22 protein-coding genes are annotated in these 24,955 nt (G+C 61.8%); 15 read left to right on the top strand and 7 right to left on the bottom strand.

The genetic code is table 11. The annotated features are described in order from the left end of the window. Window positions 1-11: 11 nt before the first annotated feature. Genes AC1DNW_RS04155 through lpdA form a run of 5 tightly spaced genes read left to right on the top strand, consistent with a single transcriptional unit; the run spans window position 12 to window position 6,079 of the window. Window positions 12-1,139, top strand: coding sequence for an acyl-CoA dehydrogenase family protein (locus AC1DNW_RS04155; RefSeq protein WP_477852003.1), 1,128 nt, complete (start codon window positions 12-14; stop codon window positions 1,137-1,139). 58 nt (window positions 1,140-1,197) lie between these two features. Further along, window positions 1,198-2,430 carry a 3-methyl-2-oxobutanoate dehydrogenase (2-methylpropanoyl-transferring) subunit alpha gene (locus AC1DNW_RS04150; protein ID WP_113298749.1) on the top strand — a complete coding sequence of 411 codons (1,233 nt, stop codon included), beginning with the start codon at window positions 1,198-1,200 and terminating at the stop codon, window positions 2,428-2,430. Between the two features lies 1 nt (window position 2,431). Continuing rightward, the gene (locus AC1DNW_RS04145) at window positions 2,432-3,445 is read left to right on the top strand and encodes an alpha-ketoacid dehydrogenase subunit beta (RefSeq protein ID WP_477852002.1); all 1,014 of its coding nucleotides are present in this window, start codon (window positions 2,432-2,434) and stop codon (window positions 3,443-3,445) included. A gap of 3 nt (window positions 3,446-3,448) precedes the next feature. After that, the gene (locus tag AC1DNW_RS04140) at window positions 3,449-4,678 is read left to right on the top strand and encodes a dihydrolipoamide acetyltransferase family protein (protein WP_113308916.1); all 1,230 of its coding nucleotides are present in this window, start codon (window positions 3,449-3,451) and stop codon (window positions 4,676-4,678) included. Between the two features lie 3 nt (window positions 4,679-4,681). Continuing rightward, window positions 4,682-6,079: a dihydrolipoyl dehydrogenase gene (lpdA, locus tag AC1DNW_RS04135; protein ID WP_477852001.1), complete on the top strand. Its 1,398-nt coding sequence runs from the start codon at window positions 4,682-4,684 to the stop codon at window positions 6,077-6,079. A gap of 197 nt (window positions 6,080-6,276) precedes the next feature. Here the strand turns inward: lpdA and AC1DNW_RS04130 are convergent, their stop codons facing one another. The 4 genes from AC1DNW_RS04130 to AC1DNW_RS04115 form a co-directional block, all read right to left on the bottom strand. Beyond that, entirely contained in the window at window positions 6,277-6,513 is a 237-nt protein-coding gene (locus tag AC1DNW_RS04130; RefSeq protein WP_113298753.1) for a hypothetical protein, read from the bottom strand. A gap of 138 nt (window positions 6,514-6,651) precedes the next feature. After that, entirely contained in the window at window positions 6,652-8,589 is a 1,938-nt protein-coding gene (locus AC1DNW_RS04125; RefSeq protein WP_477852000.1) for an SARP family transcriptional regulator, read from the bottom strand. Window positions 8,590-8,607: 18 nt separating this feature from the next. Then, the gene (locus AC1DNW_RS04120) at window positions 8,608-9,066 is read right to left on the bottom strand and encodes a helix-turn-helix domain-containing protein (RefSeq protein ID WP_113308920.1); all 459 of its coding nucleotides are present in this window, start codon (window positions 9,064-9,066) and stop codon (window positions 8,608-8,610) included. Between the two features lie 773 nt (window positions 9,067-9,839). Further along, the gene (locus AC1DNW_RS04115; protein WP_113298756.1) at window positions 9,840-10,043 is read right to left on the bottom strand and encodes a cold-shock protein; all 204 of its coding nucleotides are present in this window, start codon (window positions 10,041-10,043) and stop codon (window positions 9,840-9,842) included. Between the two features lie 429 nt (window positions 10,044-10,472). Between AC1DNW_RS04115 and AC1DNW_RS04110 the strand changes: the two genes are divergently transcribed. The 10 genes from AC1DNW_RS04110 to fba all read left to right on the top strand — a co-directional run bounded on the left by AC1DNW_RS04110 (window position 10,473) and on the right by fba (window position 20,636). Then, window positions 10,473-11,354 carry a glycine betaine ABC transporter substrate-binding protein gene (locus AC1DNW_RS04110; RefSeq protein WP_477851999.1) on the top strand — a complete coding sequence of 294 codons (882 nt, stop codon included), beginning with the start codon at window positions 10,473-10,475 and terminating at the stop codon, window positions 11,352-11,354. 101 nt (window positions 11,355-11,455) lie between these two features. After that, the gene (locus AC1DNW_RS04105; protein WP_113183801.1) at window positions 11,456-12,073 is read left to right on the top strand and encodes an ABC transporter permease; all 618 of its coding nucleotides are present in this window, start codon (window positions 11,456-11,458) and stop codon (window positions 12,071-12,073) included. Window positions 12,074-12,083: 10 nt separating this feature from the next. After that, window positions 12,084-12,725 carry an ABC transporter permease gene (locus AC1DNW_RS04100; protein ID WP_113298758.1) on the top strand — a complete coding sequence of 214 codons (642 nt, stop codon included), beginning with the start codon at window positions 12,084-12,086 and terminating at the stop codon, window positions 12,723-12,725. Next, window positions 12,722-13,654 carry an ABC transporter ATP-binding protein gene (locus tag AC1DNW_RS04095; RefSeq protein ID WP_477851998.1) on the top strand — a complete coding sequence of 311 codons (933 nt, stop codon included), beginning with the start codon at window positions 12,722-12,724 and terminating at the stop codon, window positions 13,652-13,654. The genes AC1DNW_RS04100 and AC1DNW_RS04095 overlap by 4 nt, the downstream gene beginning before the upstream one ends. Window positions 13,655-13,669: 15 nt before the next feature. After that, a complete protein-coding gene (locus AC1DNW_RS04090; protein WP_477851996.1) occupies window positions 13,670-14,749 on the top strand; it encodes an LLM class flavin-dependent oxidoreductase in 1,080 nt (359 codons plus the stop codon). Further along, on the top strand, window positions 14,746-16,065 hold the full coding sequence (locus tag AC1DNW_RS04085) for an LLM class flavin-dependent oxidoreductase (protein ID WP_477851995.1): 1,320 nt from the start codon (window positions 14,746-14,748) through the stop codon (window positions 16,063-16,065). The genes AC1DNW_RS04090 and AC1DNW_RS04085 overlap by 4 nt, the downstream gene beginning before the upstream one ends. Window positions 16,066-16,077: 12 nt before the next feature. Beyond that, the gene (locus tag AC1DNW_RS04080; protein WP_477851993.1) at window positions 16,078-17,079 is read left to right on the top strand and encodes an ornithine cyclodeaminase family protein; all 1,002 of its coding nucleotides are present in this window, start codon (window positions 16,078-16,080) and stop codon (window positions 17,077-17,079) included. Next, the gene (locus AC1DNW_RS04075; protein WP_477851991.1) at window positions 17,076-18,560 is read left to right on the top strand and encodes an HAL/PAL/TAL family ammonia-lyase; all 1,485 of its coding nucleotides are present in this window, start codon (window positions 17,076-17,078) and stop codon (window positions 18,558-18,560) included. The genes AC1DNW_RS04080 and AC1DNW_RS04075 overlap by 4 nt, the downstream gene beginning before the upstream one ends. A 5-nt stretch (window positions 18,561-18,565) precedes the next feature. After that, window positions 18,566-19,378, top strand: a complete 813-nt coding sequence (locus AC1DNW_RS04070; RefSeq protein ID WP_477851989.1) for a phosphate/phosphite/phosphonate ABC transporter substrate-binding protein — start codon at window positions 18,566-18,568, stop codon at window positions 19,376-19,378. 193 nt (window positions 19,379-19,571) lie between these two features. Beyond that, entirely contained in the window at window positions 19,572-20,636 is a 1,065-nt protein-coding gene (fba, locus tag AC1DNW_RS04065) for a class II fructose-bisphosphate aldolase (protein ID WP_113298765.1), read from the top strand. 100 nt (window positions 20,637-20,736) lie between these two features. On the opposite strand, the gene AC1DNW_RS04060 is transcribed toward fba, so the two are convergent. Genes AC1DNW_RS04060 through AC1DNW_RS04050 form a run of 3 tightly spaced genes read right to left on the bottom strand, consistent with a single transcriptional unit; the run spans window position 20,737 to window position 24,909 of the window. Continuing rightward, window positions 20,737-22,482, bottom strand: coding sequence for a glycerol-3-phosphate dehydrogenase/oxidase (locus AC1DNW_RS04060; protein ID WP_477851987.1), 1,746 nt, complete (start codon window positions 22,480-22,482; stop codon window positions 20,737-20,739). Between the two features lie 12 nt (window positions 22,483-22,494). Then, window positions 22,495-24,030: an FGGY-family carbohydrate kinase gene (locus AC1DNW_RS04055; RefSeq protein ID WP_477851986.1), complete on the bottom strand. Its 1,536-nt coding sequence runs from the start codon at window positions 24,028-24,030 to the stop codon at window positions 22,495-22,497. A gap of 36 nt (window positions 24,031-24,066) precedes the next feature. Continuing rightward, complete coding sequence (locus AC1DNW_RS04050; RefSeq protein WP_113298767.1) at window positions 24,067-24,909, bottom strand: DeoR/GlpR family DNA-binding transcription regulator; 843 nt, start codon at window positions 24,907-24,909, stop codon at window positions 24,067-24,069. Window positions 24,910-24,955: the final 46 nt, after the last annotated feature.

Here is a 24,955-nt window from a genome sequence, read left to right as displayed (position 1 = left end):
AGGGGAAGCAGATGATCCTTTCCGAACTTCAACAGCAGATCCGCGATCTGGCCCGCGATTTCGCCCAGGAGCGGCTGGCGCCAGGAGCGGCAAAACGCGACCGGGAATCTCTCTTTCCCCGCGAAGAATTGAAGGAAATGGGCGAACTCGGGCTGCTTGGCATGCTGGTGCCGGAGGCCTATGGCGGCTCAGATACCGGCGTCATCGCTTACGCTGCAGTGCTGGAGGAAATCGCCGCCGGCGACGGGCCCTGCTCGACCATCATGAGCGTGCACAGTTCGGTCGGCTGCGTGCCGATCCTGAAATTCGGCAATGAGGGACAACGGCAACGCTTCCTGCCGAAGCTTGCAAGCGGCGAATGGATCGGCGGTTTTGCGCTGACGGAACCGCAGGCGGGCTCCGATGCCTCGAACCTCAAGACGCGGGCGCGGCGCGACGGCGATCACTACGTGCTCGACGGCGCCAAGCAATTCATCACCTCGGGTAAAAACGGACAGATCATCATCGTCTTTGCCGTCACGGATCCCGATGCCGGAAAGAAGGGCATTACCGCTTTCATCGTGCCGACCGATACGCCGGGCTACGAGGTGATCCGCGTCGAGGAAAAGCTCGGGCTTCATTCCTCCGACACCTGCCAGATCGCTTTCAGTAACATGCGTATTCCGGCCGAGCTAAGGCTCGGCGAGGAGGGTGAGGGCTATCGCATCGCGCTTGCCAATCTAGAGGGCGGGCGAATCGGCATTGCAGCGCAGGCCGTTGGAATGGCGAAGGCGGCCTTCGAGGCGGCGCGCGATTACGCCCGCGAACGTAGCGCTTTCGGCAAGCCGATCGTGGAACATCAAGCGGTCGCCTTCCGGCTCGCTGACATGGCGACGCGGATCGAGGCGGCGCGGCAGCTCGTTTTTCATGCTGCCTCACTCAGAGAAGCGGGATTGCCCTGCCTGTCGGAGGCGTCGATGGCCAAGCTCTTTGCCTCGGAAATGGCCGAGCGGGTTTGCTCCGACGCGATCCAGATCCATGGCGGCTACGGCTACATGGCTGATTATCCGGTGGAGCGCATCTACCGCGATGTGCGCATCTGCCAGATCTATGAGGGAACGAGCGACGTGCAGCGCATGGTGATTGCCCGCAATCTATAAGATTAAGGCCTTGGTTCTGGAGGAGAAGCAAGGCCGATAAAGGGAGGAAAGAGATAATATGGTGGAATCTGCTCGTTTGAGCCTGCATGTCCCCGAACCCGCCGTCCGCCCGGGCGGCCAGCCAGATTTTTCCAACGTCAAGATCGCCAAGGCCGGTGTCGTGCCGCGGCCGGAAGTAGATGTCGCGTCGGAGGACATCCGCGATCTCGCCTACTCGATCATCCGCGTGCTGAACCGTGACGGCGAGGCGGTCGGTCCATGGGCAGGGTCGTCGACGGACGAGGAATTGCTGACCGGGCTTCGCAACATGATGAAGCTGCGCGCTTTCGATGCCCGCATGCTGATGGCGCAGCGGCAGGGCAAGACCTCCTTCTACATGCAGCATCTCGGCGAAGAGGCCGTCAGCTGCGCCTTCCGCAAGGCGCTGCAGAAGGGCGACATGAATTTTCCAACCTATCGCCAGGCTGGCCTGCTCATCGCAGACGACTATCCGATGGTCGAGATGATGAACCAGATCTACTCGAACGAGAGTGATCCGCTACGCGGTCGGCAGCTGCCGATCATGTATTCCTCCAAGGAGCATGGCTTCTTCACCATCTCCGGAAATCTCGCCACGCAATATGTTCAGGCGGTGGGCTGGGCCATGGCCTCGGCGATCAAGAATGACAGCCGCATAGCAGCCGCCTGGATCGGCGACGGCTCGACGGCGGAATCGGACTTTCATTCGGCTTTGGTCTTTGCTTCCACCTACAAGGCGCCTGTTATTCTCAACATCGTCAACAATCAGTGGGCGATCTCCACCTTCCAGGGCATTGCCCGCGGCGGCTCCGGCACATTTGCCGCCCGCGGCCTCGGCTTCGGCATTCCGGCGCTGCGGGTCGATGGCAACGACTATCTCGCCGTCCATGCCGTCGCCCGCTGGGCGGCGGAGCGAGCCCGGCGCAATCTCGGCCCGACGCTGATCGAATATGTCACCTATCGCGTCGGAGCCCATTCGACGTCCGATGATCCGAGCGCCTATCGGCCGAAGACGGAATCGGAAGCATGGCCGCTCGGCGATCCCGTTCTGCGGCTGAAGAAACACCTGATCGTCAGGGGCGTCTGGTCGGAAGAGCGCCATACTCAGGCCGAAGCGGAAATCCTGGATGAGGTGATCGAGGCCCAACGTCAGGCCGAAGGGCACGGCACGCTCCACGACGGCGGCAAGCCCTCGGTGCGCGACATCTTCGAGGGCGTCTATGCTGAGATGCCGCCGCATATCCGCCGCCAGCGGCAGAAGGCGGGATACTGACATGGCCCGGATGACGATGATCGAGGCCGTGCGCAGCGGCATGGACGTCTCGATGGCGCGCGACGACAATGTCGTGGTTTTCGGCGAGGACGTCGGCTATTTCGGCGGTGTCTTCCGCTGCACGCAGGGCCTGCAGGCGAAATACGGCAAGACACGCTGCTTCGACGCGCCGATCAACGAATCCGGCATTGTCGGCACGGCGATCGGGATGGCGGCCTATGGGCTGAAGCCCTGTGTCGAAATCCAGTTCGCCGACTACATGTATCCTGCCTACGATCAGCTGACGCAGGAGGCGGCGCGCATCCGCTATCGCTCCAATGGCGACTTCACCTGCCCGATCGTCGTGCGCATGCCGACCGGTGGAGGCATCTTCGGTGGCCAGACGCACAGCCAGAGCCCGGAAGCACTCTTTACTCACGTCTGCGGCCTGAAAGTGGTCGTGCCGTCCAACCCCTATGACGCCAAGGGCCTGTTGATCGCAGCCATCGAGGATGCCGACCCCGTGATGTTCCTGGAACCGAAGCGACTTTATAACGGCCCCTTCGACGGTCATCATGAGAGGCCGGTCACGCCCTGGTCGAAACATGATCTCGGCGAGGTGCCGGAAGGGCACTATACGATCCCGATCGGCAAAGCCGAAGTGCGGCGCGCAGGAGCGGCGGTAACAGTCGTTGCCTACGGCACCATGGTGCATGTGGCGCTGGCTGCCGCCGAGGATGCTGGCATCGATGCCGAGGTGATCGATCTCAGGAGCCTCTTGCCGCTCGATCTCGACACGATCGTCAAATCCGTCACCAAAACCGGCCGCTGCGTCGTCGTTCATGAAGCGACCCTGACCTCCGGCTTCGGCGCCGAGGTTGTGGCGCTGGTGCAGGAACATTGCTTCTACCATCTGGAAGCGCCGGTCGTACGCGTCGCCGGCTGGGACACGCCCTATCCGCATGCGCAGGAGTGGGATTATTTCCCCGGACCCGGCCGCGTCGGACGCGCGCTTGCCGAAGTCATGGAGGCCTGAGCCATGGGCGAATTCATCATCAAGATGCCCGACGTCGGCGAAGGGGTCGCCGAGGCCGAGCTAGTGGAATGGCACGTGAAGACCGGCGATCCGGTGCGCGAGGACATGGTGATCGCCGCCGTCATGACCGACAAGGCCACAGTCGAAATCCCGTCGCCCGTCAACGGCACGGTGACCTGGCTTGGGGGCGAGGTGGGCGACCGAATCGCGGTCAAGGCACCGCTGGTGCGCATCGAGACGGCAGGCGAGACAGGGGTTGCGGAACCTGAAACCATCCCCCAACCGCGCCCCGCCGAGCCGGTGAAAGCCGACGCTCCGAAGTCCGTTTCAAAGGCATCGTCCCCGGCAAGTCCACCGGCCGAAAAGCCGCTCGCCGCGCCGTCCGTGCGGCTCTTCGCGCGCGAGAGCGGCGTGGATCTCAGGCAGGTTCAGGGTACCGGCCCAGCCGGCCGCATCCTGCGCGAGGATATCGAGCAGTTCCTGAACCAGGGTGCGGTACCCGCTTCGGCGCGGGCCGGCCTGGCGAAGAAGACGGCGACCGAGGAGATCAAGCTGACCGGCCTTCGCCGCCGCATCGCCGAGAAGATGGTGCTCTCCACGTCGCGCATTCCCCACATCACCTATGTGGAAGAGGTGGACATGACGGCCCTCGAGGAGCTGCGCGCCACCATGAATGCCGACCGCAAATCCGAGCACCCCAAGCTGACGGTGCTGCCTTTCCTGATGCGCGCTTTGGTCAGAGCCATTGCTGCGCAACCCGACGTCAACGCCACCTTCGATGACGATGCCGGCATCATCACACGCCATGGCGCCGTGCATATCGGCATAGCCACACAGACGCCGGCGGGTCTGACCGTGCCTGTCGTGCGCCATGCCGAGGCTCGCGGCATCTTCGATTGCGCAGTCGAAATGAACCGGCTGGCGGAAGCCGCCCGCTCCGGTACGGCCACGCGCGACGAATTGTCAGGATCGACCATCACCATCAGCTCGCTCGGCGCACTCGGCGGCATTGTTTCCACGCCCGTCATCAATCATCCGGAAGTGGCGATCATTGGCGTCAACAAGATCGCCACGCGGCCGGTCTGGGACGGCGCGCAGTTCGTGCCGCGCAAGATGATGAACCTCTCCTCCAGCTTTGATCACCGCATCATCGACGGCTGGGATGCGGCGACCTTCGTGCAGCGCATCCGCACGCTACTCGAAACGCCGGCACTTATTTTCATCGAAGGCTGAGCCATGAAAGAGATTGTCTGTAAGCTCCTCGTCATCGGCGCCGGCCCAGGCGGTTATGTCTGCGCCATTCGCGCCGGCCAGCTGGGTGTCGATACAGTTATCGTCGAGGCCGGCAAGCCTGGTGGCACCTGCCTGACGGTCGGCTGCATTCCCTCCAAGGCACTGATCCACGCCGCAGAAGAATTCGATGCCACGCAGAAAATGCTGGCCGGCAAAAATCCGATGGGCATCCGCGTCGAAGGCGTTTCCATCGATCTTTCCAAGACCATCACCTGGAAGGACGGAATCGTCGGCCGGCTCACAGGCGGTGTCTCCGGCCTCCTACAGAAGGCGCGCGTGAAGATCGTCCACGGCCGCGCCCGTTTCCGAGACGGCAAGACGGTCGAGGTGGAGACGGAGACCGGACAGCAGATCATTCGCGCCGAAACCGTTGTCATTGCCACCGGCTCGGATCCGGTGGAACTCGCGAACCTGCCCTTCGGTGGCCGGGTGATGTCCTCCACCGAGGCGCTGTCGCTGACGGAATTGCCGAAGAATCTCGTCGTGATCGGCGGCGGTTATATCGGGCTGGAACTCGGAACAGCCTTTGCCAAGATGGGGTCGCAGGTGACCGTGGTAGAAGCAACTCAGCAGGTCTTGCCGCAATATGATGCCGAACTCGTCCGTCCCGTCATGCGCAAGCTGACCGAGCGTGGCATCCGCGTGCTGACTGGTGCCAAGGCGATCGGCCTTTCCGATGCCGGCGATGGGCTGGTCGTCGAAATGCCTGACGGAGGGCAGCAGGCGCTGCCGGCCGACCGCATTCTCGTCACTGTCGGCCGTCGTCCGCGAACCGCGGGCTCGGGGCTTGAAGAACTGGATCTCGACCGCGCCGGGCCCTTTCTCAGGATCGACGACCGCTGCCGGACTTCGATGCGCGGCATCTATGCGATCGGCGATGTCACCGGCGAGCCGATGCTGGCGCATCGAGCGATGGCGCAGGGAGAGATGGTGGCGGAAATCATCGCGGGCAAGAAGCGTGCATGGGACAAGCGCTGCATTCCGGCTATCTGCTTTACCGATCCGGAAATCGTCAGCGCCGGCCTGTCGCCGGCCGAAGCCCGCGCCCAGGGTTACGACATCAGGACCGGTCAGTTTCCCTTCAGCGCCAATGGACGGGCGATGACGATGCTGTCGGAAGAGGGCTTTGTGCGGGTGGTGGCGCGGGCCGATACCAATCTCGTTCTCGGCCTGCAGGCGGTGGGCGCTGGGGTTTCCGAACTCTCGGCCGCCTTTGCGCTCGCCATCGAAATGGGCGCGCGGCTGGAGGATATCGCTGGCACGATCCATGCTCATCCGACCCGCAGTGAGGCGGTCATGGAAGCAGCGCTCAAGGCTTTGGGGAACGCGCTTCACATGTGAGCCTGCTCGACGCGGTCTTACCGGGTCTTTTGCTTCGCGCCGTTCGACGAGTTCTCCCGAAAGGCGGATGATCGTCGCTGAAGGACATCTGCAAGGTTGATCGGCTCCCGCGCTGCGAAGTCCCGCCGAACCAGTTCACCGCCTGCCATTTCGCAGCACCTAATCCGCTGACGCTGGCGGGGGTAAGCCATCGACCTTCAATGCACCAGGCCTGCCGGCGCATCTTCGACCGTTCCCTCCACGGGCAGGTTTATGCCGCTCTCGGTGAGGTCCTGCAGCAGCGCGCCGAGCGCGAGGTCGAGGCAATAGACCGAGAATTCTGCATTGAGTTCCCGGGCGTTCTGACGAGCGTAGGAAACGAGCCGCGCGAGCGATGCGATATCCCGCAGCCGTTGGTCCTTCTCGGCGGTCCCGAGTTCGATGATGTCTTCCATTGCCATTCTCACTGAGCTCCCCAGCCGTGTTGGGAGGAGTTCTAGCGGATGTGGTCGAGGAAAGCGCGTGACATGGGCGTGACACCAGTCTGGCTGGCGTATTGGCAGGCGGCAACTCTGCGGTATGGACCGAACGTGTCAGAAGCCTGCCTTTCGCAGGGCCTCGCGATACTGTTCCTTCTGCCAGGCCTCCTTGAAGGGCACGAGCGACAGCCATTTGTCGACTTCGAAATCCGGATGGGTTTTGCGTGCCTTGCGCATGTAGAGACGGGCTTTTTCCACGTCGCCGAGCATCGCCCAGCAAGCGGCCGCAAGCCGGTCGGCGGGCGTTCGGTCATCCATTTTGCCGATCGCGTCCAGCGCTTCGGTATAGTTGGAAAGAGCGAAATTCGCGCCGGCCTCGGTCCAGAGATAATCGGCAGGGCTCAGCGGATTGAGCGAGATCGCCCGCTCAATCTTGGCCAGTCCATCGGCCGGGCGCGAGGCATGCACGAGCGTGTCGGCATAACTTGCGATGCCGTCGGCATAATGCGGGCTGAGTTCCTCGGCGACCTTCAGGGCCACCACGCTTTCATCGAGGTCGTTCAGATAGAGTTTGGCGACGCCGAGCTGGCGGAAGCCTGAAGCCAACGACGGATCGGCGACGATCGCCTGGTTTGCATAATCTTCCGCAAGCTGGATCAGTTCGCCATCGCCGCGGGCCGTCAGCAGCCATTCGACAAGGAAGGTACGCGCAAGGCCGGCAAGGGCGGGTGAGAAATGGGCGCTGTGCTGCAACGCTGTGCGGAAAGCCTTCCGCGCGCGGCGAATATCCGGCAGCGAAAGCCGCTTCATGTCGCGGAAGCCCAGGAGATAGCTGTGATAGGCGGCAGGGTTGTTTTCGAAAGCCCCGCGCACGGTCTCGTTCTGGCGAATCTGCCCGGAGAGCTCCCTGGCGATGCGCCGCGCGATCTCCCGCCGGTTGGTGATCAGGTCGTATTTTTCGAGGCTGAAGCGCTCGGCCCAGATGACCTCATCACTGGCGGCGTAGACGAGCTGGACGAACAGCGATGGCATCCCGCTGCCGGTGGTCAGTCGCGTATCGAGCACGTAGGAGATCGAATGACGCAGGATCATGCCCGATCTATCGGCATGGCGCGCGATCTGCGCGGCGGTATGCGGCGCGACGACCGAGACGCTGTTCAGGGCGCAAAGGCCGATGGTCACGTCTTCGATCAGCGCCTCCGAGAGCACCGGCAGGGCCCCGAGATCGCTGGCTTCGACCGGCGGCAACAGGGCAAGACGGGGCAGGGGCGCAGTTTTCAGGATGATGCCGCTTTCAATCGACGGCGCAGCCGGCAGAGCTGGCGTCCTGCCGGCATCGAAAATCTTGCGCACTTCCTTCAGTGCCTGCAGGTCGAGGCCGACCTCTAGCGAGTGCTGGAGATCGCGCCGGCGGCTTTCGAAAAGCTGCCTGGCGTTTTCCAGATGCCCCTCGGCCTCATAGGCCTCCAGCAGGATATGGCGGATGCTATCGTCATCGGGCGCATTGCGGAAAATCCTGAGCGCGGCCTCCTTGAAGAGGCCGATATCGGTCCGCGAGCGCGCTTCCGGCAGCGCCCGCTTCAGCACGTCGACGAGGATCGCTATATGCCGGTTGCGCTCGCTGGATACCCATTCTCGTGTGCTGGCGCTTTGATCGGCGAGATCGGCAAGGAACTCCTGCCGTAGCAGGAATACGAGCCGTTGCAGCATTTCGAGCGGATCGGCCGAGGATGGCATATCAAGTTCGGAGCGATCAGCCACGAAGACCTCCCGCCTGATCCGCACGCCAGTTGCCGTAAAGACCAGCAGTTCCACGCCGAGTTCTGCCTGCCGCGCCTGGACGCGCGAAATCATCTTGCGCAGGTTCGCCATGATATCGGGGTTGTCGTGACTGTCCCACAGAAAACGGGCGAGTGCGCCCCGCGGGCATTCGCTGTCAGGCCAGTCGAGCAGATAGCAAATCGCCAACAGGCCCTTTTCGGGGAAGGCGACAGGTTCTTCCGCCGCGTCCTGCAGCCGCAATGCGCCGAATGACTTAAGCCTGAGGGTCATCGGACCGCTATCGCCTGCTTATTCTGGGCGGGATTCCGGCTCATCCATTCTCAGCGCGTCCAACGGGATGTCGCTGCTTTCGGCTTGCGCCATCGCATTGACGAGCGAGATGATCGTCTCGCGGATGCGCCGGTCTTCGATCTTCACAAAGGCTCTGTTGAGGACGAGGCCCTCCTTCGACCGCAAAAATTCTGCGACCGGATCTACGGGGGCGGAAAGATCGAGGCCGGCAAGGCTCGGCGCTTGCGAATCATCCTGTTCGAAAAAGAAGGCCGGCGAGGTGCGCAGCACTTCGGCGATCCGCTGCAGGCGGCTTGCGCCGATGCGGTTGATGCCCTTTTCGTACTTCTGCACCTGCTGAAAGGTAACGCCGATCTGCTCGGCAAGCCGCTCCTGGCTCATGCCGAGAAGCTGCCTGCGCCTGCGCATGCGCATGCCGACATAGGTATCAATCGCGTTCGGTGTCTTGACGTTCATGGTCTACCTTCTGTCTCGTTCGCATTTCAGTCCATTGACTTGTAGACGGCATCGCGGTGCTTTTCTATGATTTGTTTTTGATGTCATATTAGACATCCAGGAATTACATGCGCCATGTGCGATCCAGTCGATCTCTCAGGCAGTATACACCGTCGCCGCCGAGTTGGACATTTGCCGCACGACCTTCAGGTTCTGGAGATGAAGAGGATGCCGGGGCAGGAAAGCTCTTGCGGGTAAACACGCAAGCGTGATCTTGAAAGGAGCCGGCGCATGCGGCCGCAAGAGGCGGGAGAACTACATCGCCAATCGGGGGAGAACTTGCGGTGATTGTCGATCTTCGTGGAGGGCCGTATGACGCTTCCGACGAGACCGAGTGCGACCGTATTGTTAGCCCCCACGATCAGCCAGGCAGGGCCCCTATTCAGGACGGTGACCATCAATAAAGGGACGGACGGCCGGTGTTAGAATCTCGCCCGTTTGGCGGAGGAAATTTGACGCCGGCCGAACTCCTTCTCAATCGTCGTGCTTGCAGGCAGTTTTCCGCCGACGCTCCAGCAGTTCGCCCTCACCGAGATGAGCAAGGGTTTCACAAGTCTCGGCCCTGATTTGTCGTGAAGATGCTGGTTGCCTCAAGCCCGATCAACGGAGGTTGATCATGTATCGTCGTGAAGCCGCTACTTTGGCATCTATACCCTCTCGCTGCTGCGAGCGGGATCAGATATCAATGTAATGACCGGACGAGAATAGCTGGCTATTCAAAGCCGTGGACTTGATCAAAGCGTGTCGACGTTCTCTGCTTTCGACTTTCCGGTCTTGCGGTCTTGGCCCAGCTCGTAGCTTACCTTTTGTCCCTCTCTCAAAGATCCGCCTTGTTGCAGGGCAGAGACATGCACAAATACATCCGCCCCACCATTCTCAGGGGTGATGAAGCCGAACCCCTTGTCATCGTTAAAAAATTTGACTGTACCGGTAGGCATGGAAGCTCCTGATTGTTGCGCGGCCGCTTGCCGCTGTGGCAATGTTATAGGTCAATCCTCTCGCTATCAATGGCATGCAAGTCTCGCTGCCAATGGCCGGCATTCTTGGAGCAGCTCGGCCTCTCGGGCGGTGGCCTACGGACTGATTGGAAAACCAGTGCGCTGGCGTCGCCGGTATTCGCCTGCAATGGCCGGTGGCAGATAGCCGATCTTGACCGGCTACACCTTCTTCCGACCCTTCGATGATCGGGCTGTGTTGTTGTCTGTGCCGGTTTGCCACGCGCATCCTGTAGTGCGATGGCCAAGCGTTCTCTTGGGGATTAAATTTCACCTAAATCGGTAGAAAATTGGTATTCCATTCCGCGCTCGGATCATTGGAAACCGCTATCACCTCTCCTGAACAATTCGAATGTCAAATGAGGGAACGCAATGCTTTCGAAATCCTTCGCCGGGCTCTTTGCCGGCGCCATCCTGGCCGCCTTCGTGGGTGCACCGGCGCAGGCCGATGCGGTAAAGATCGGCAGCAAGAATTTCACCGAACAGTTCGTCGTCGCCGAAATCTACGCCCAGGCGCTTGAAAAGGCTGGTGTCGAAGTCGAGCGCCACCTCAACCTCGGTGCTACGCTCGTCGCCCACACGGCGCTGACGAACGGCGATATCGATCTCTATCCGGAATATACCGGCACGGCGCTTGCCGCCGTCGTCAAGGGCGACTTGTCAGGTTCCGCCGACAAGATCTATTCCGACGTCAAGGATTACTACGAGAAGAACCTCAAGCTGACGCTTCTGCAGCCGACGCAGATCAACAACGGCTATGCAATCATCACACTTCCGGAAACCGCCGAAAAGTACAAGCTGAAGACGCTGAGTGATCTCGGTCCGGTCTCCAAGGGCCTCACCTTCGGCGCTGAAGGCGGCTTTGGCGAGCGCAAGGACGGATTGCCGGGCCTGAAGCAGGTCTACGGCATCGAGTTCAAGGAATTCAAGATCTTCGCCAAGCTCGGCATCCGTTACAGCGCACTGACGAGCAAGGACCTCGACGTCTCCTATGGTTTTGCAACCGACTGGCAGATCTCCGATAACAAGCTGGTCGTGCTCGACGACGACAAACATCTCTTCCCGCCCTATTACCTCGTGCCGGTCGTGCGCCAGGATGCACTCGCCAAGAACCCGAAGATCGCCGAGGTTCTGAACAAGGTGAGCCCGCTTCTCAACAACGAGACCATGCGCGAGCTGAATGCCAAGGTCGATCGCGACAAGGAAGAACCGGCCGACGTCGCCGCGGAATTCCTGAAGGCCAAGGGCATCTGATCGACAGCGATACGCAAGTTTCGCTTTCCCTGAAGAAAAAATGCGGCGAAGCTTGGAGCTTCGCCGCTTTGTCGTGATCGTGCAGACAGGATTTCTCGCGTTTGAACTGGGCACCCAAGCATATTCCGGAAATCGCGCTTGCCGTCTGGCAGCATCTGGTGCTGTCGATTTCATCCGTGCTCATCGGCCTTGCGATCGCGCTCGTGCTCGGTATCGTCTGCGCCCGACGGCCTCGGCTCTATGCCTTCGCGCTGACGGTAACGAACATCATCTTCGTCATTCCGAGCCTGGCGCTCTTTGCGCTTTTGATCCCCTTCGTCGGTCTCGGCATGAAGCCGGCGCTGATAGGGCTTTCCTCCTATTGCCTGCTGATCCTGCTGCGCAACGTCGTCACCGGTATCCGCGGCGTTCCGGCCGATGTGCTCGATGCCGCCGACGGCATGGGCTACGGCCCGTGGCAGCGGCTCTTCCGCATCGAACTACCGCTCGCCCTGCCACTGATCGTCTCCGGCGCCCGCATCGCGCTCGTCACCGTTATCGGCATTGCGACAGTCGCTGCCTTCATCGATGGCGGGGGGCTCGGCACCATCATCCTGATCGGCATCGATCAGGAATATGCCGAGAAGATCCTGGTCGGCGGCATTCTGACGGCACTGCTGGCCATCATCTTCGATTTCATTCTCACCCGGGCCGAGCAGGCCCTGGTGCGCTGGCAGTGAGGGCACGCGCATGCTGAGCACTGCCTTTTTCTGGATCGTCGATCACCAGGACGAATTCTTCCGCGCCCTCGGACGCCATCTCCTGATGTCCGGCGTGTCGTTGGCGATCGCGCTTGCCATAGCGCTGCCGCTGGCTGTCCTGATCGTCAATTACGGTCGCTTCGCCTTTGGCGTCATCAATACCGTCAATGGCCTCCGAACCATTCCGAGCCTTGCGATCCTCGCGATCATGCTGCCGCTACTCGGTATCGGCATCCTGCCTTCGATCGTGGCGCTGACCGTACTTGCCCTGCCGCCGATCCTGCTCAACGCCTATGTCGGGTTGCGCGATGTCGATGCCGATGCGGTGGAGGCGGCGATCGGCATGGGCATGAGCCGCAGCCAGGTCCTGCGGAAGATCCGCATTCCGCTGGCAGCCCCGGCGATGTTTGCCGGCGCGCGCACGGCAGCCGTCCAGGTGCTGGCCGGAGCGACGCTCGCGCCCTTCATCGGCGGCGGCGGGCTCGGCGACTTCATCGCCACCGGCATCGGCATGATGGACATGTCGCGGCTCATCGTCGGCGCCGTGCCGATCGCGATCCTGGCGCTCGCCACCGAATTCATTCTCGGCCGCGCCGAGAAGCATTTATTTGCAGAAAGAACCGCCGCATGATCCGCATGGAGAACGTCACCAAGCGCTATGGCGAAAGTGCCGCGCCTTCGGTGGATAATTTGACGCTTGATGTTCCCGAGGGCTCGACGGTTGCGCTGATCGGCCCATCGGGCTGCGGCAAGACGACGACGATGCGCATGATCAACCGGCTAATAGAGCCGACAGAGGGGCACATCTTCGTCAATGGCGAGGACGTAACCAGGGCCGATCCGGTCAAGCTTCGCCGCCACATCGGCTACGTCATCCAGAATGTCGGCCTCTTTCCGCACATGACGATTGCCGAAAATATCGCCGCCGTGCCGAACCTGCTCGGCTGGGACCAGCCGCGGATCGCCAAGCGCACGGATGAACTTCTCGATCTCGTCGGCCTCGATCCCAAGGAAATGCTGAAGCGCTATCCGCGGCAGCTCTCCGGCGGCCAGCGCCAGCGCATCGGCGTGGCGCGCGCCCTTGCGGCCGATCCCTCGGTACTGTTGATGGACGAGCCCTTCGGCGCTATCGACCCTATCGCCAGAACCCGGCTGCAGGACGAGTTCAAGCAGATTCTGAAACGCGTGCGCAAGACGGTGGTGCTGGTCACCCACGATCTCGACGAGGCGATCCGCCTCGGCGACCGCATCGCCATCATGCGCGCCGGCAAGATTGTACAATATGATGCGCCGGATGCGATCCTCTCCCATCCGGTCGACGATTTCGTCGCAAATTTCGTCGGTATAGACCGGGCGATCAAGCGGCTCAGCCTGTTTTCGGTCGCCGACGCGATGCGGCCTGGTGCCCCCTCGTCACCCGCTGCCAGTGTCACCGCAAGCGCCAATCTGCGCGATGCCTTGTCGCTGATGGTCGCGGCCAACAGCGATGTGCTTTCGGTGGTCGATGGCGGTGGCATTGTTACCGGGCAGCTGACGCGCGACGCGATTTTCTCGATCTGAGTGCAGGAGTTTCTGATGCATCTCGGCTTTTCTCTCACACCTTTCGGTCATCACCCATCGGCCTGGCGCAATGCCGCAAGGCCCGAACCTCTCGGTTTTGATGCGCTGCTTTCCCAGGTTGCGATAGCGGAGGAGGCGGGGTTCGATTTCGTCCTGCTCTCGGACCGGCTCGGTGCCCGGCCGGTCGATGATCTCTCGCCCATTGCGACGCCCTTCGAGCCGACGACGCTGGTCGCGGCTCTTGCGACGAAGGCGCGCCGGATCGGCTTCCTGGCAGCTGCTGCGACCAGTCAGCACGAGCCCTATAATCTCGCCCGGCGCTTTGCCTCGTTGGATCAGATCAGCGGCGGCCGCACAGGCTGGGTAGCCATCCCCGCATCCGGCCAATTCGAACGCGACCAGGAATATCTCGGCCTTGTGAGCGCGCTCTGGGATAGCTGGGAAGACGATGCCTTCCTCTACGACAAGGCTGAGGGCCGTTTCTTCGAGCCAGGCAGGATGCATGTGCTCAACCACAGGGGCGAGCATTTTACGGTGCGCGGGCCGCTCAACGTCAACCGCTCGCCACAGGGCAAACCGGTTATCGCCCAGCTTGTGAGCGGAGAGAACAAAGCGTTGGCAGCGCACGGTGTTGAAGTCGTCCTGCTTCAAGATCGGACACCGGAAAATGCGAACGAGACGGCGGCCGATTTCGTGCGCCTGCTCGAAGCGGCCGGACGCCGGCGGCAGGACGTTCGCATACTGGCAAATATAGTGCCGATCATTGCAGAGACGTCCGAAGCGGCGCAGGCGGCAAGCGATGCGCTCCGATTTGGTGAGGCCGACCGGGCGAGCCAACCGCTGTCCGCGTCGCGTCTCGTCGGCACGCCGGCTGAGATCGCCGATGCCCTGCAGCGGTGGTTTGGCCTCGGCCAGGTCGACGGTTTCACGATCTTGCCACCGACGCTCGCGATCGGGGACCTGTTCTTCACGGAGGTGATTCCGGAATTGCGACGCCTCGGGCTGCTCAAGGCGAATGCAGGCGGGACTTTGCGCGATCGTCTTGGTCTTGCCCGTCCGGCTCATCCGGCGGCAATGTTGGAGCATGCATCATGAGCGGCGATCGCAAGATGAGACTGGGCGCCTTCCTGATGGCAGGCGGCCATCATATCGCGGCATGGCGGCATCCGGACGCCCATGCCCCGGCCGGTGTCGATATCGACCATTTCATCGAGCTTGCCCGCATCGCCGAGCGCGGCAAATTCGACATGCTCTTCGTGGAGGACGCCGCCGCCATCCGCGAGCGCAATCCCGAGATGGCAAGCCAGGCGGCGCGCTCGACGGCTTTCGAGCCGTTGAGCCTGCTTGCCGCCCTTGCCGTCAACACCACGCATATCGGCCTCGTGGCGACCGCATCGACGACCTATAACGAACCCTACGGCCTTGCCCGCACCTTCGCCTCGCTCGATCAGTTAAGCGGCGGCAGGGCAGGGTGGAACCTCGTCACGTCGGCAAGCGAGCTCGAAGCGGAGAATTTCGCAAGCAGCGGGCTTCGGCCGCACTCCGAGCGTTACGAGCGCGCCGAGGAATTCGCCGATGCAGCACTCGCGCTCTGGGACGGTGTGGAGGAGGCGGCCTATCTGCCGCAGGGCGGAGCGGCCTTTGCCGATCGCGCCAGACTTCATCCGGTGTATCATCGTGGCAAGCATTTCACTGTAGAGGGCGTGCTCGAAAGCCCGCGTTCGGCGCAGGGTCGGCCAATCATGGTGCAGGCCGGTGCCTCCGACGTTGGCAAGGAACTTGCCGCCCGCACGGCAGACGTGGTCTTCGCCGCCTCTCAGACGCTTGCCGAGGCACAGGCTTACTATGCGGATGTGAAGTCGCGCCTTGCCAAATACGGGCGCAGACCCGACGACATCAAGATCATGCCCGGCATATCGCCAATCGTCGGCGCGACGGAACCCGAGGCGAAGGCAAAATACCGCGCGTTGCAGGAACTCATCCCGGACGCCGTTGGCGTCGCCCTGCTTGCAAGCTATCTCAGCATTCAGGACCTCTCGGCCTATCCGCTCGACGGGCCGCTGCCTGACATGCCGCAGACCAACCTCATCCAGAGCCGCCAGCAGCTGATCATCGATCTCGGCAGGCGCGAGAACCTTTCAATCCGCGAACTCGCACGTCATTTCGCCGGCGCACGCGGCCACTGGCAGGTTGCCGGCACGCCGGCGCAGATCGCCGATGCGATGGAGGAACGCTTTGCCGCAGGTGCTGCCGACGGCTTCAACGTCATGGCGCCGCTCTTTCCCTCGGGGCTCGAGGATTTTGTCACCCACGTGGTGCCGGAACTGTGCCGCCGCGGCCTTTTCCGCGAAGATTATGACGGCCGCACGCTTCGCCAGAACCTCGGCCTCAGCGCGCCGATTAAACGATAAAACGAGATGACAATGGACCCTATCTATATCGACTATCTGAACGCCTTCGACATCGAGGCGCTTGACCTGACCAACGATGAAATCCTGGCGGCGATCGAAACCTCGCTGGCCGCCCAGGGCAGGGGTCAGACGGTGATCGAACCGCGCGTTCATCTTGAGCCGGATGCAAGCTTTCACGGCCATTTCAACGTGTTGCGCGGCTATGTGGCACCGCTCGGCCTTGCCGGCGTGAAGGTCGTCGGCGACTATGTCGACAACTACAAGCTCGGTTATCCCTCCGAATTCGGCGTGCTCAACCTCTTCGATCCGCGCACCGGCGTGCCGAAGGCGATCCTTGATGCAACCGTCATCACCGACATGCGCACCGGCGCCGTCACCGCGCTCGGCGCCCGGCATCTCGCCCGGAAGGGCTCGAAGGTGCTCGGCCATATCGGCGCGCGCGGCACGGCCTACTGGAATGTCCGCCTGCTCGATCATCTCTTCGATTTCGACGAGATTCGCGTTCATTCGCGCCGGCCGGAAAGCCGCGATGCCTTCGGCGCCAAGCTGGAGGCCGACCTCGGCAAGAAGATCAGAGTGGTCGACAACTGGCGCGATTGCGTGGAGGGCGCCGATATCGTCGTCGAGGCCTCGCGGCTATCGCAGCCCGAACCGCTTCTGAAGACCGAGTGGATCAAGAAGGGTGCCTTCGTCGTGCCCTACGGCACGATGAGCGCCATTGAACTGTCGCTGACCGACATCATGGCCAAGCTCGTCGTCGATGACTGGGGTCAGTGCAAGACCGGTAAATTCGGCTCGCTGCGCGCCCATGTCGAGACGGGCAGGCTTTCCGAGGAGACGCTGCATGCTGAACTCGGCCAGGTCGTTGCAGGCTTGAAGCCGGGCCGTGAGAGCGATGACGAGACGATCCTGCTCTGGCATCGCGGCCTGTCGCTCAGCGACATCGCACTTGGCCACGCGCTGCTTTCGAAGGCCCGCTCGACCGGTATCGGCCAGAGGCTGCGCTTCGCATGACGGAAATCCTGCTGACCGGCTCCGGGGTTACCATTGCCGACATCGCAGCGATCGCCCGCGGCGATGCGCTGGTCGAGGTTTCCGATGCAGTCCGTGAACGATTGATTGCCGCGCGGCGCATCCTGGAAGGTGCCGCAGCGGCCGGCCAGCAGATCTACGGCATGAACACCGGGCTCGGCGCCAATCTGAAGACAGCGGTGACTGGCGATTTCGAAGCCTTTCAACTGCAACTGATCCGCGGCCGTGGCATGGCGGTCGGTGAAGCGCTGCCGCGCGATGTGACACGTGCGGTCATCGCCGTCAGGCTCTCGATGCTGGCTGTCGGCGGTTCCGGTATTTCGCTGCCCGTCTTCGAGGCGCTGCTTGCCTTGCTGAATGCCGGCGTTCATCCGGTCATGCCGTCGCTCGGCTCAATTGGCGCGGGTGACCTTGTCCTGCTGTCTGCCATGGCTCGCGCCCTGGTTGGCGAAGGAAAAGCCGAATATCGCGGCATCATCTATTCGGCGAACGAAGCCCTTGAGCTTGCGGGCCTGGTGCCTGCAAGCTTGCAGCCGAAGGACGGCATATCGATTCTCAATGCTTCAGCGGTCTCTGCCGGCCAGGGCGCCCTCGTCCTATACGACGCCAAACAACTGCTCGATGCCCAGCGCCGGGCGGCTGCCTTGAGCTTTGAGGGCCTTGCCGGCAATCCGCTCATCCTGTCGCCTGCCATACAACGCGCCCGTCCAGCGGTGGGCCAGGCAGACGAGGCCCATCGACTGCTGCAGATGCTCGAGGGCTCGACCCTTTTCGAGGCGAGCGCCGCCATCCAGGATCCGCTTAGCCTGCGCTGCCTTGCACCCATCCATGGAACACTTGCCGATGCGCTGTCGAGGGCCGTCGAGGCCGTCGAGATCGAGCTGAATGCCGCCGCCGACAATCCTGTCGTGCTGGTGGAGGAACAGCAGGTGCTGTCTTCAGGCAATTTCCAGACGCCGGCGCTTTCGCTTGCCTTCGAAACGCTCGGGCTCGCGGTCGCTCAGGCCGCCGCGGCATCGGCCGCACGATTCATTCAGCTGACGGGCTCGCCCCGCAACGGCTTGCCGCGCTACCTCTCCCCGGTCGGCGGTCCATCGGCCGGGTTCGTGCCGATGCAGAAGACGGTTGCTGCGCTGATGGCCGATATCCGGCACAAGGCCAATCCTGTCATGCTCGACTTCCTTGCCGTGTCGGAAGGGGTCGAGGATCATGCAACGCAATCGGCCCTTGCCGTGCGCAAGCTCGGCGAGATGTTGGAGCTTTGGCGCTTGCTCATTGCCTGCGAGATGCTGGCGGCAGCCCAGGCCGTTGATCATCGCTCCGGCCACCGCTGCGGACAGGGGACGAGAAAGACTCAAGCCTTCGTTCGAGGCCTCACGCCGGTCATGACCGAGGATCGTTCGCTCGGTGAAGATGTGGCCGTCCTTGCCTCTCGCCTGCTCGGCGAACAGTACGGCGAGTAAAGAGCATGCATCTTGCCAGCCTTGCAATGTACGTCACGCCGCAACCGCTTGCGGACGCCACCGCCGAACTCTGGTCGTTCCTTCGGCACCATCTTGCGCAGGCCAGGCTTTCGGATCTGCCCGAAAGCCTCGATGTCACTGTCCCCTACGACGAGGCCTGGCTTCGTGAGGACCTGCTCTTTTCCCAGACCTGCGGCTATCCCTATGTGAAGCGATTGCGTCGCAAGGTGCGCCTCGTTGCAACACCGGTCTACGCCCATCCCGGCTGCGACGGACCGCTGATGCGCAGCTTCGTCGTCGTGCGCCGCGATTCTGGTTTTGCTTCCCTGCAAGACCTAAGCGGTGCGATAGCCGCCATCAATAGTCCCGACAGCAATTCCGGGGCGAATCTGCTCCGAGCCGCAGCTGGTCCGCTTGCCCGTAGTGGCCGCTTCTTCGGTGGCACTGTCGAAACCGGCAGCCATGGCGGGAGCATCGATGCTGTCTCGGACGGCAGGGCCGATTGCGCCGCAATCGACTGCGTCACGTTTGCCAATCTCCTGCGTTTCACACCCACTCGCATCGAAGGCATCCGCATCCTCGCCGAGACACCCGCAACACCAGGTCTGCCTTTCATTACCGGAGGAAAGGTTTCGGACGCGGATGTTGCTTTGATGCGCGAGGCGCTTGTCGCCGCGATCGCCGCACCATCGCTTTCCCGTGCGCGCGACATTCTCGGCCTCGTCGATGTCGCGATCCTTACGGATGCCGACTACGAGCCGGTCCTGTCGCTTGCCCAAAGGGCGCTTGAGACCGGTTACAGTGACTGGATCGATTGAAGCCTTCAAAGACGCCGACTCATAAGCCCGGTTTTTCGCCCGGCACAGAACCGAACGTGCAAATGAAGAACAATGAATCACCAGATTTGTGATATTGTGATTTATACTTGTTCCGATTTTGTGATTGTGCGATCCTTCCAAAGACGGAAGCCAACGATTTCGACGTGTCTCACGTGTGAGGGGAGAGTGTTCAATGGCGCGCATCACGCTCAGGCAGTTGCTGGATCACGCGGCGGAGGAGGGCTACGGCGTTCCTGCATTCAATATCAATAATATGGAACAGGCGCTCGCCATCATGGAAGCCGCAGATGCGGTCCGCGCGCCCGTCATCATGCAGGCATCGCGCGGCGCGCGCGCCTATGCCCATGACATCATGCTTAAACACATGATGGATGCGGTCGTCGAAATCTACCCGCATATCCCGGTTTGCGTGCATCTCGACCATGGCAACGATCAGGCGAGCTGCATGACGGCTATCCAGGCGGGCTTTACCTCTGTCATGATGGATGGCTCGCTGAAAGCCGATGCGAAGACACCCGCCGACTGGGATTACAATGTCGACGTGACGAAGAGAGTGACCGAAATGGCGCATTTCGGCGGTATTTCCGTTGAAGGCGAACTCGGTGTGCTTGGCTCTCTGGAGACGGGCATGGGAGAGGCAGAAGACGGGCACGGCGCCGAAGGCAAGCTGTCTCACGACCAACTGCTGACCAACCCGGACGAGGCGGTGAAATTCGTGCGCGAGACACGGGTCGATGCACTGGCGATTGCCATGGGCACCTCGCACGGCGCCTACAAATTTACGCGCAAGCCAGATGGTTCGGTGTTGGCGATGAATGTCATCGAGGAGATCCACCGCAAGCTGCCGAACACGCATCTGGTCATGCACGGCTCATCGTCGGTGCCTATCGAGCTTCAGGAGATCATCAACAAATATGGCGGTCGGATGGAACCGACATGGGGCGTGCCAGTCGAAGAAATCCAGCGCGGCATCAAGAACGGCGTTCGCAAGGTGAACATCGACACTGACGGCCGGATGGCCATGACCGGGCAAATCCGCCGGGTCTTGCAGGAAGATCCGAGCGAATTCGACCCACGCAAATATCTGAAGCCGGCGATGGCGGCGCTGACTAAGCTTTGCAGAGAGCGCTTCGAGCAGTTCGGCACGGCCGGCATGGCGGACCGGATCAGGCCGCTTCCGGTTTCGGCGATGGCGAAGCGTTACGCATCCGGCGCGCTCGATCCGGTCTTCTCTTAAAGCGTATCGCGATCTTCAGATCCGCCTGCCACGCTTTAAGTCCTGTTTTCTTCATGTTGCGCAACACTGCTGCACACTTTTGTGCGACATGCTTCAGATCTCATCGGCTGAGGGGGCGGGCGCTTTTTCCCGGCTCGATATCCGGCCTGCCGGCGGCCAGTGTCTGGCCGTGAAACGCCTTGAGCAGAGAAACTACGTCATTGATCTCATACTCGACACGCGGAGCATCCCAGCCGAGCGCTTTCGCGGTGATGCCGGCAATATCCGTCAAGCCTTCGTAGGTTAGCCGGCCCTCGATCGCGATCGTCGTGCGGCGCAGAACGATATCGGCGAGGTGGATCACCAACTCGTTGCGCGCGATCCAGCCGATCTCCTGAAAACTGAAGTGTTCGGCCCCCGATAGGCGTCGCTCGTCGGAATGATCGGAGGGGAACATTGCCACCGCCTCGGCGGTCGTCCCGTAGCGGTTCAAAAGCTGTTCTGCGCGCGCGGCCGTCATGCCTGCAGCCGCCGCGATCCTGTCCACGAAGACCCGCCTCGCTTGCGCGTCGGCCGGAAATGCCTTTCCACCGCCGATCGGGATGTAACGGGTCGATTGCTTGCGCGAGCGCTCCAATCGGGAAAGAACGGTGTCGGCAGCCTCTTCGGCAAAACCGCGAAACGTCGTCCATTTGCCGCCGACGAGGGACATAATGGCAAAAGGCCGCTTGCCATCCGCTTCGATGATGGGGGCCGAATGGTCGCGGCTGATCAGGCCCGGCGCTGTTCCGTCGGAGGCGGGAAGCGGCCGGATGCCGCTGTAGGTATAGACGATCTGGTCGCGATCGAAGCGCAATGTCGGAAGCAGCGATCGCAGGCTCTGGAGGAAATAATCGATTTCGGGTTCCTCGCAGCGCACAGTGTCGGGATCCCGGCTCGGGATATCCGTCGAGCCGACGAGCGCCAGCCCCAGATAGCCGTAGACCAGGCAGATGCGGCCGTCATCGGCTTCAAAATAGATCATATGGCCGTTCAGGCTGCGCACCAGTTCGGGATGATCGATCAGGATATGCGAGCCCTTCGTGCCGCCGATCAGATGCGAGGGGGCGCCGAGCGCTTCATTGACATGATCAATCCACGGGCCTGCTGCGTTCACGACGAGCCTGGGGCGTACTGAGAGTTCCTCTCCGTCTTCCTTTCGAAAGCTCAGGCGTCCTTCTGTGCAAGCGGTCAGCGTGGCGAAATTTGCGGCGACACAACGCGGGTTCGCCTCCAGCCCATCCTTGACGAGTTCGTAGACGAGGCGCTCCGGTCGGCTGATTTTCGCATCATAGTAGATCCCGCCGGCAACGATTGCCGACGTCACATGTGGCATTTCCTGCCGGGCCTTCTTTTTCAAGATCAGCCGATGCCGCGGCATCATGCGATCACGCGAGCCGAAGAAGTCGTAAAGGGAAAGACCGATCTTGATGAGAACGGCTCCGCGGCTGCGGGGCGCGGTCTTGGAGCCGAGCAACGTTCGCAGCGCGGCCCAAATGCCGCGTGTCCAGGAGAAGACCGGAATGAATGTGGGAAGCGGTTCGACGCAATGCGGTGCGTTTTTCAAAAGCAGATTGCGCTCCAGAGTCGATTGGGCAACCAGGCCGAATTCTCCGGTTTCCAAATATTTCAGTCCGCCGTGGATGAGGCGAGACGGCGCCGCGCTCGTGCCGGAACCGAAGTCCGATTTATCGACGATCATGCAATTGACGCCCTGCAGCGCAAGGTCACGAAACAGGCCGGCGCCATTGATGCCTGCTCCAAGGATCACGACATCAACGTCGTTCTCGCGGGTGTCCGGGCTATGCTCAAGCGTGTCGAGGGTCATGGTGCTGTCGTCCTAAACTGCGGCCTCTGCCGCGCTGTCCTGCGCAAGGCCGGCGATCTTTGGCCAAAGCGGCTTCATAACTTCCGCAACTTCCAGGAAAAGCCGGTAGCGTCTTTCATAGTCGCGGCTGCGGGAGGGATCCGGGCTGCAGGTCTTGCCTTGCTTGTCTTTCGTTGGAGCGCTTTGTGGGTCCGGGTAGATACCGGTGCTCGCGCCGGCGCAAAGCGCCGCCCCCCAGGCGGCCGCTTCATCGGTGCCGGTCACCGTCACCGGCATTGCGAGCACGTCGGCAAACATCTGCGCGACCGCGGGGTTGCGCGACACGCCGCCGGCAAGTCGCGCCTCCTGGAAGACAAAGCCGTCGCGCAGGGCATCGATATGGATACGATGGTTGAACGCAATGCCCTCCATGACCGCCCGCAGCATGTCGCCGCGGTCATGCCAGCCGCCAAGCCCGAAGAAGCTTGCGCTTGCCGATGCGCCATAAGGAGAGCCGAAGAGATAGGGGTGGAAAAGCACCGGCGACGGGCGGTCAAAAGCCGCGTCGATCTCGGATGCCAGCAGAGTGTGAATGGACGTACCCTTGGCTTCGCAGTCCGCCCATTCGCGGCCGCACAGCTTTTCGATGAACCACTCGTAATTGGCGCTCGATGCGGGCGAAATCGACATGCTGTTCCAGACGCCCGGCGCAATCCCATTGCGGCAAAACCAGCGCCGATCGACGCGCGGTTCGAAAGACAGCGTCTCATTGATCGAATAGGTTCCGGCAATGACGGCAACGACACCATCGGCATAACCACCCGCACCGAGCGCCGAGGCGGTCACATCGTGCAATCCGGCAGCCACGGGCGTGCCTTCCACGAGGCCCGTCAAGCGCGCCGCATCGGCTGTAATTCGTCCGACGATCTCATCCGAGCGGGCGGCGGGCGGCAGAGCTCTTACAAGCGCCTGCAAACCGAACAGGCGCAGGGCGTTCTCGCTATAGTCTTGTGTCTTCACGTCGGTGAACGAAGTGCTCGCTTCGGTGCGATCGGTACCGATGGTGCCGGTCAGGCAAAATCGCAGCCAGTCTTTGCAGCTCATGAGGTGGCCGATCCGTTCGAACCGTTCCGGCTCGTGGTCCCGGATCCAGGCCAGCAGTGCCGACGGGGCGGAGACATGCGGCACCTGACCTGTAAGCGCAATCGCCTCGTCGGCGACCCCATCCTTCGTCCATTGATCGACGATATCACCCGCGCGGCTGTCCAGCGATACGATGCCGTTGCCAAGCGGCTCCTGCGATTGATCCAGCACGTAAATGCCATCGCCATGCGCCGTTGCGGCCACGGCCTGGATATCGCTTGCCGGACGGCCACTGAGGACGATCGCCTCGCGGATCGCCTCGGCCGTCGCGGTCCACAATTCGCGCATGTCCCGTTCCACGAAGCGCGGCCTGGGGATGAGCTGGCTAACGCGTCGCCGGGCGACGGCGATGGGCGTGCCGTCGATATCGAAAATGACGGCCTTCGTGACAGTTAGGCCACTATCGATCCCGAGCAGACTCGGCATGCGCATTCACCTTTCTATCGCGACCGGGCGATCCGGTCACGCGCGCCCGTTGCCGGTCCTGGCAACGACGACGTTGATATCCTTGGAGCGCATCCGGTCGATGTGCATGGGCAGGGTCTTGTCGTCGACGATGACGACGTCGAATTCGTCGAGCGCCGCGAAGCTGTGAAGCGCGCGCCGTTCGAACTTGGTGTGGTCGGCAAGCAGGATGCGTTTGACGGAACAGTCGAACATGGCGCGCTTCGTATCGACGGTCTCGGGCGACTGATGCAGCACGATGCCGTCGTTGATGGCGGACATGGAGATAAAGGCGACGTCAGCCCGCAAACCGTTGATCTCCTTGATAGTCATGCGCCCCATGAAGGCATTGCACCAATTGTAGTACTGGCCACCAAGTGCCAGCAGGGTGACATCGTGCATGCCGGTCAGCGCATTCATCAGCGTCAGTGAATTGGTGATGGCGGTGATCGGCACCTTGGAAGAAAGATGCGAAGCCATCTGCAATACGGTCGTCGAATCGTCGAAAAAGATCGCCTGTCCCGGTTCGACGAACTGCATCGCCGCCTCGGCGATCACTTTCTTTTCCAGCGCCTGCCGGCTGGAGCGGTAAACATCGCTGGATTCGATGAGATTGGTGGCCGCCGCAGTGACGATGCCGCGGGTCTTCCTGAAGATGCCGCGGCTGACGAGTTCATCCACATCGCGGTGCGCCGTCATCAGGCTGATGCCGAAACGATCTGTCAAATCCTCGATCCGCATCGAACCCTCGCTCATCACGGCCTCCGCGATCATGCGTCGGCGCGCGACCTGGCGTGTCTGGCGGCTGTCGCTGGTCAGTTCGTCCAACAGTTCATCGCCCTGATTGGTCTTCTGTGTCACGGGTCACCCTTGTCGCTGAATTCGATACCTCGGCTTCGTATCGTGA

The organism is Rhizobium sp. 05L429, assembly GCF_056397645.1.
Note: the sequence above shows the minus strand (reverse complement) of the source record. Positions and strands in the feature narration are given on the sequence as shown.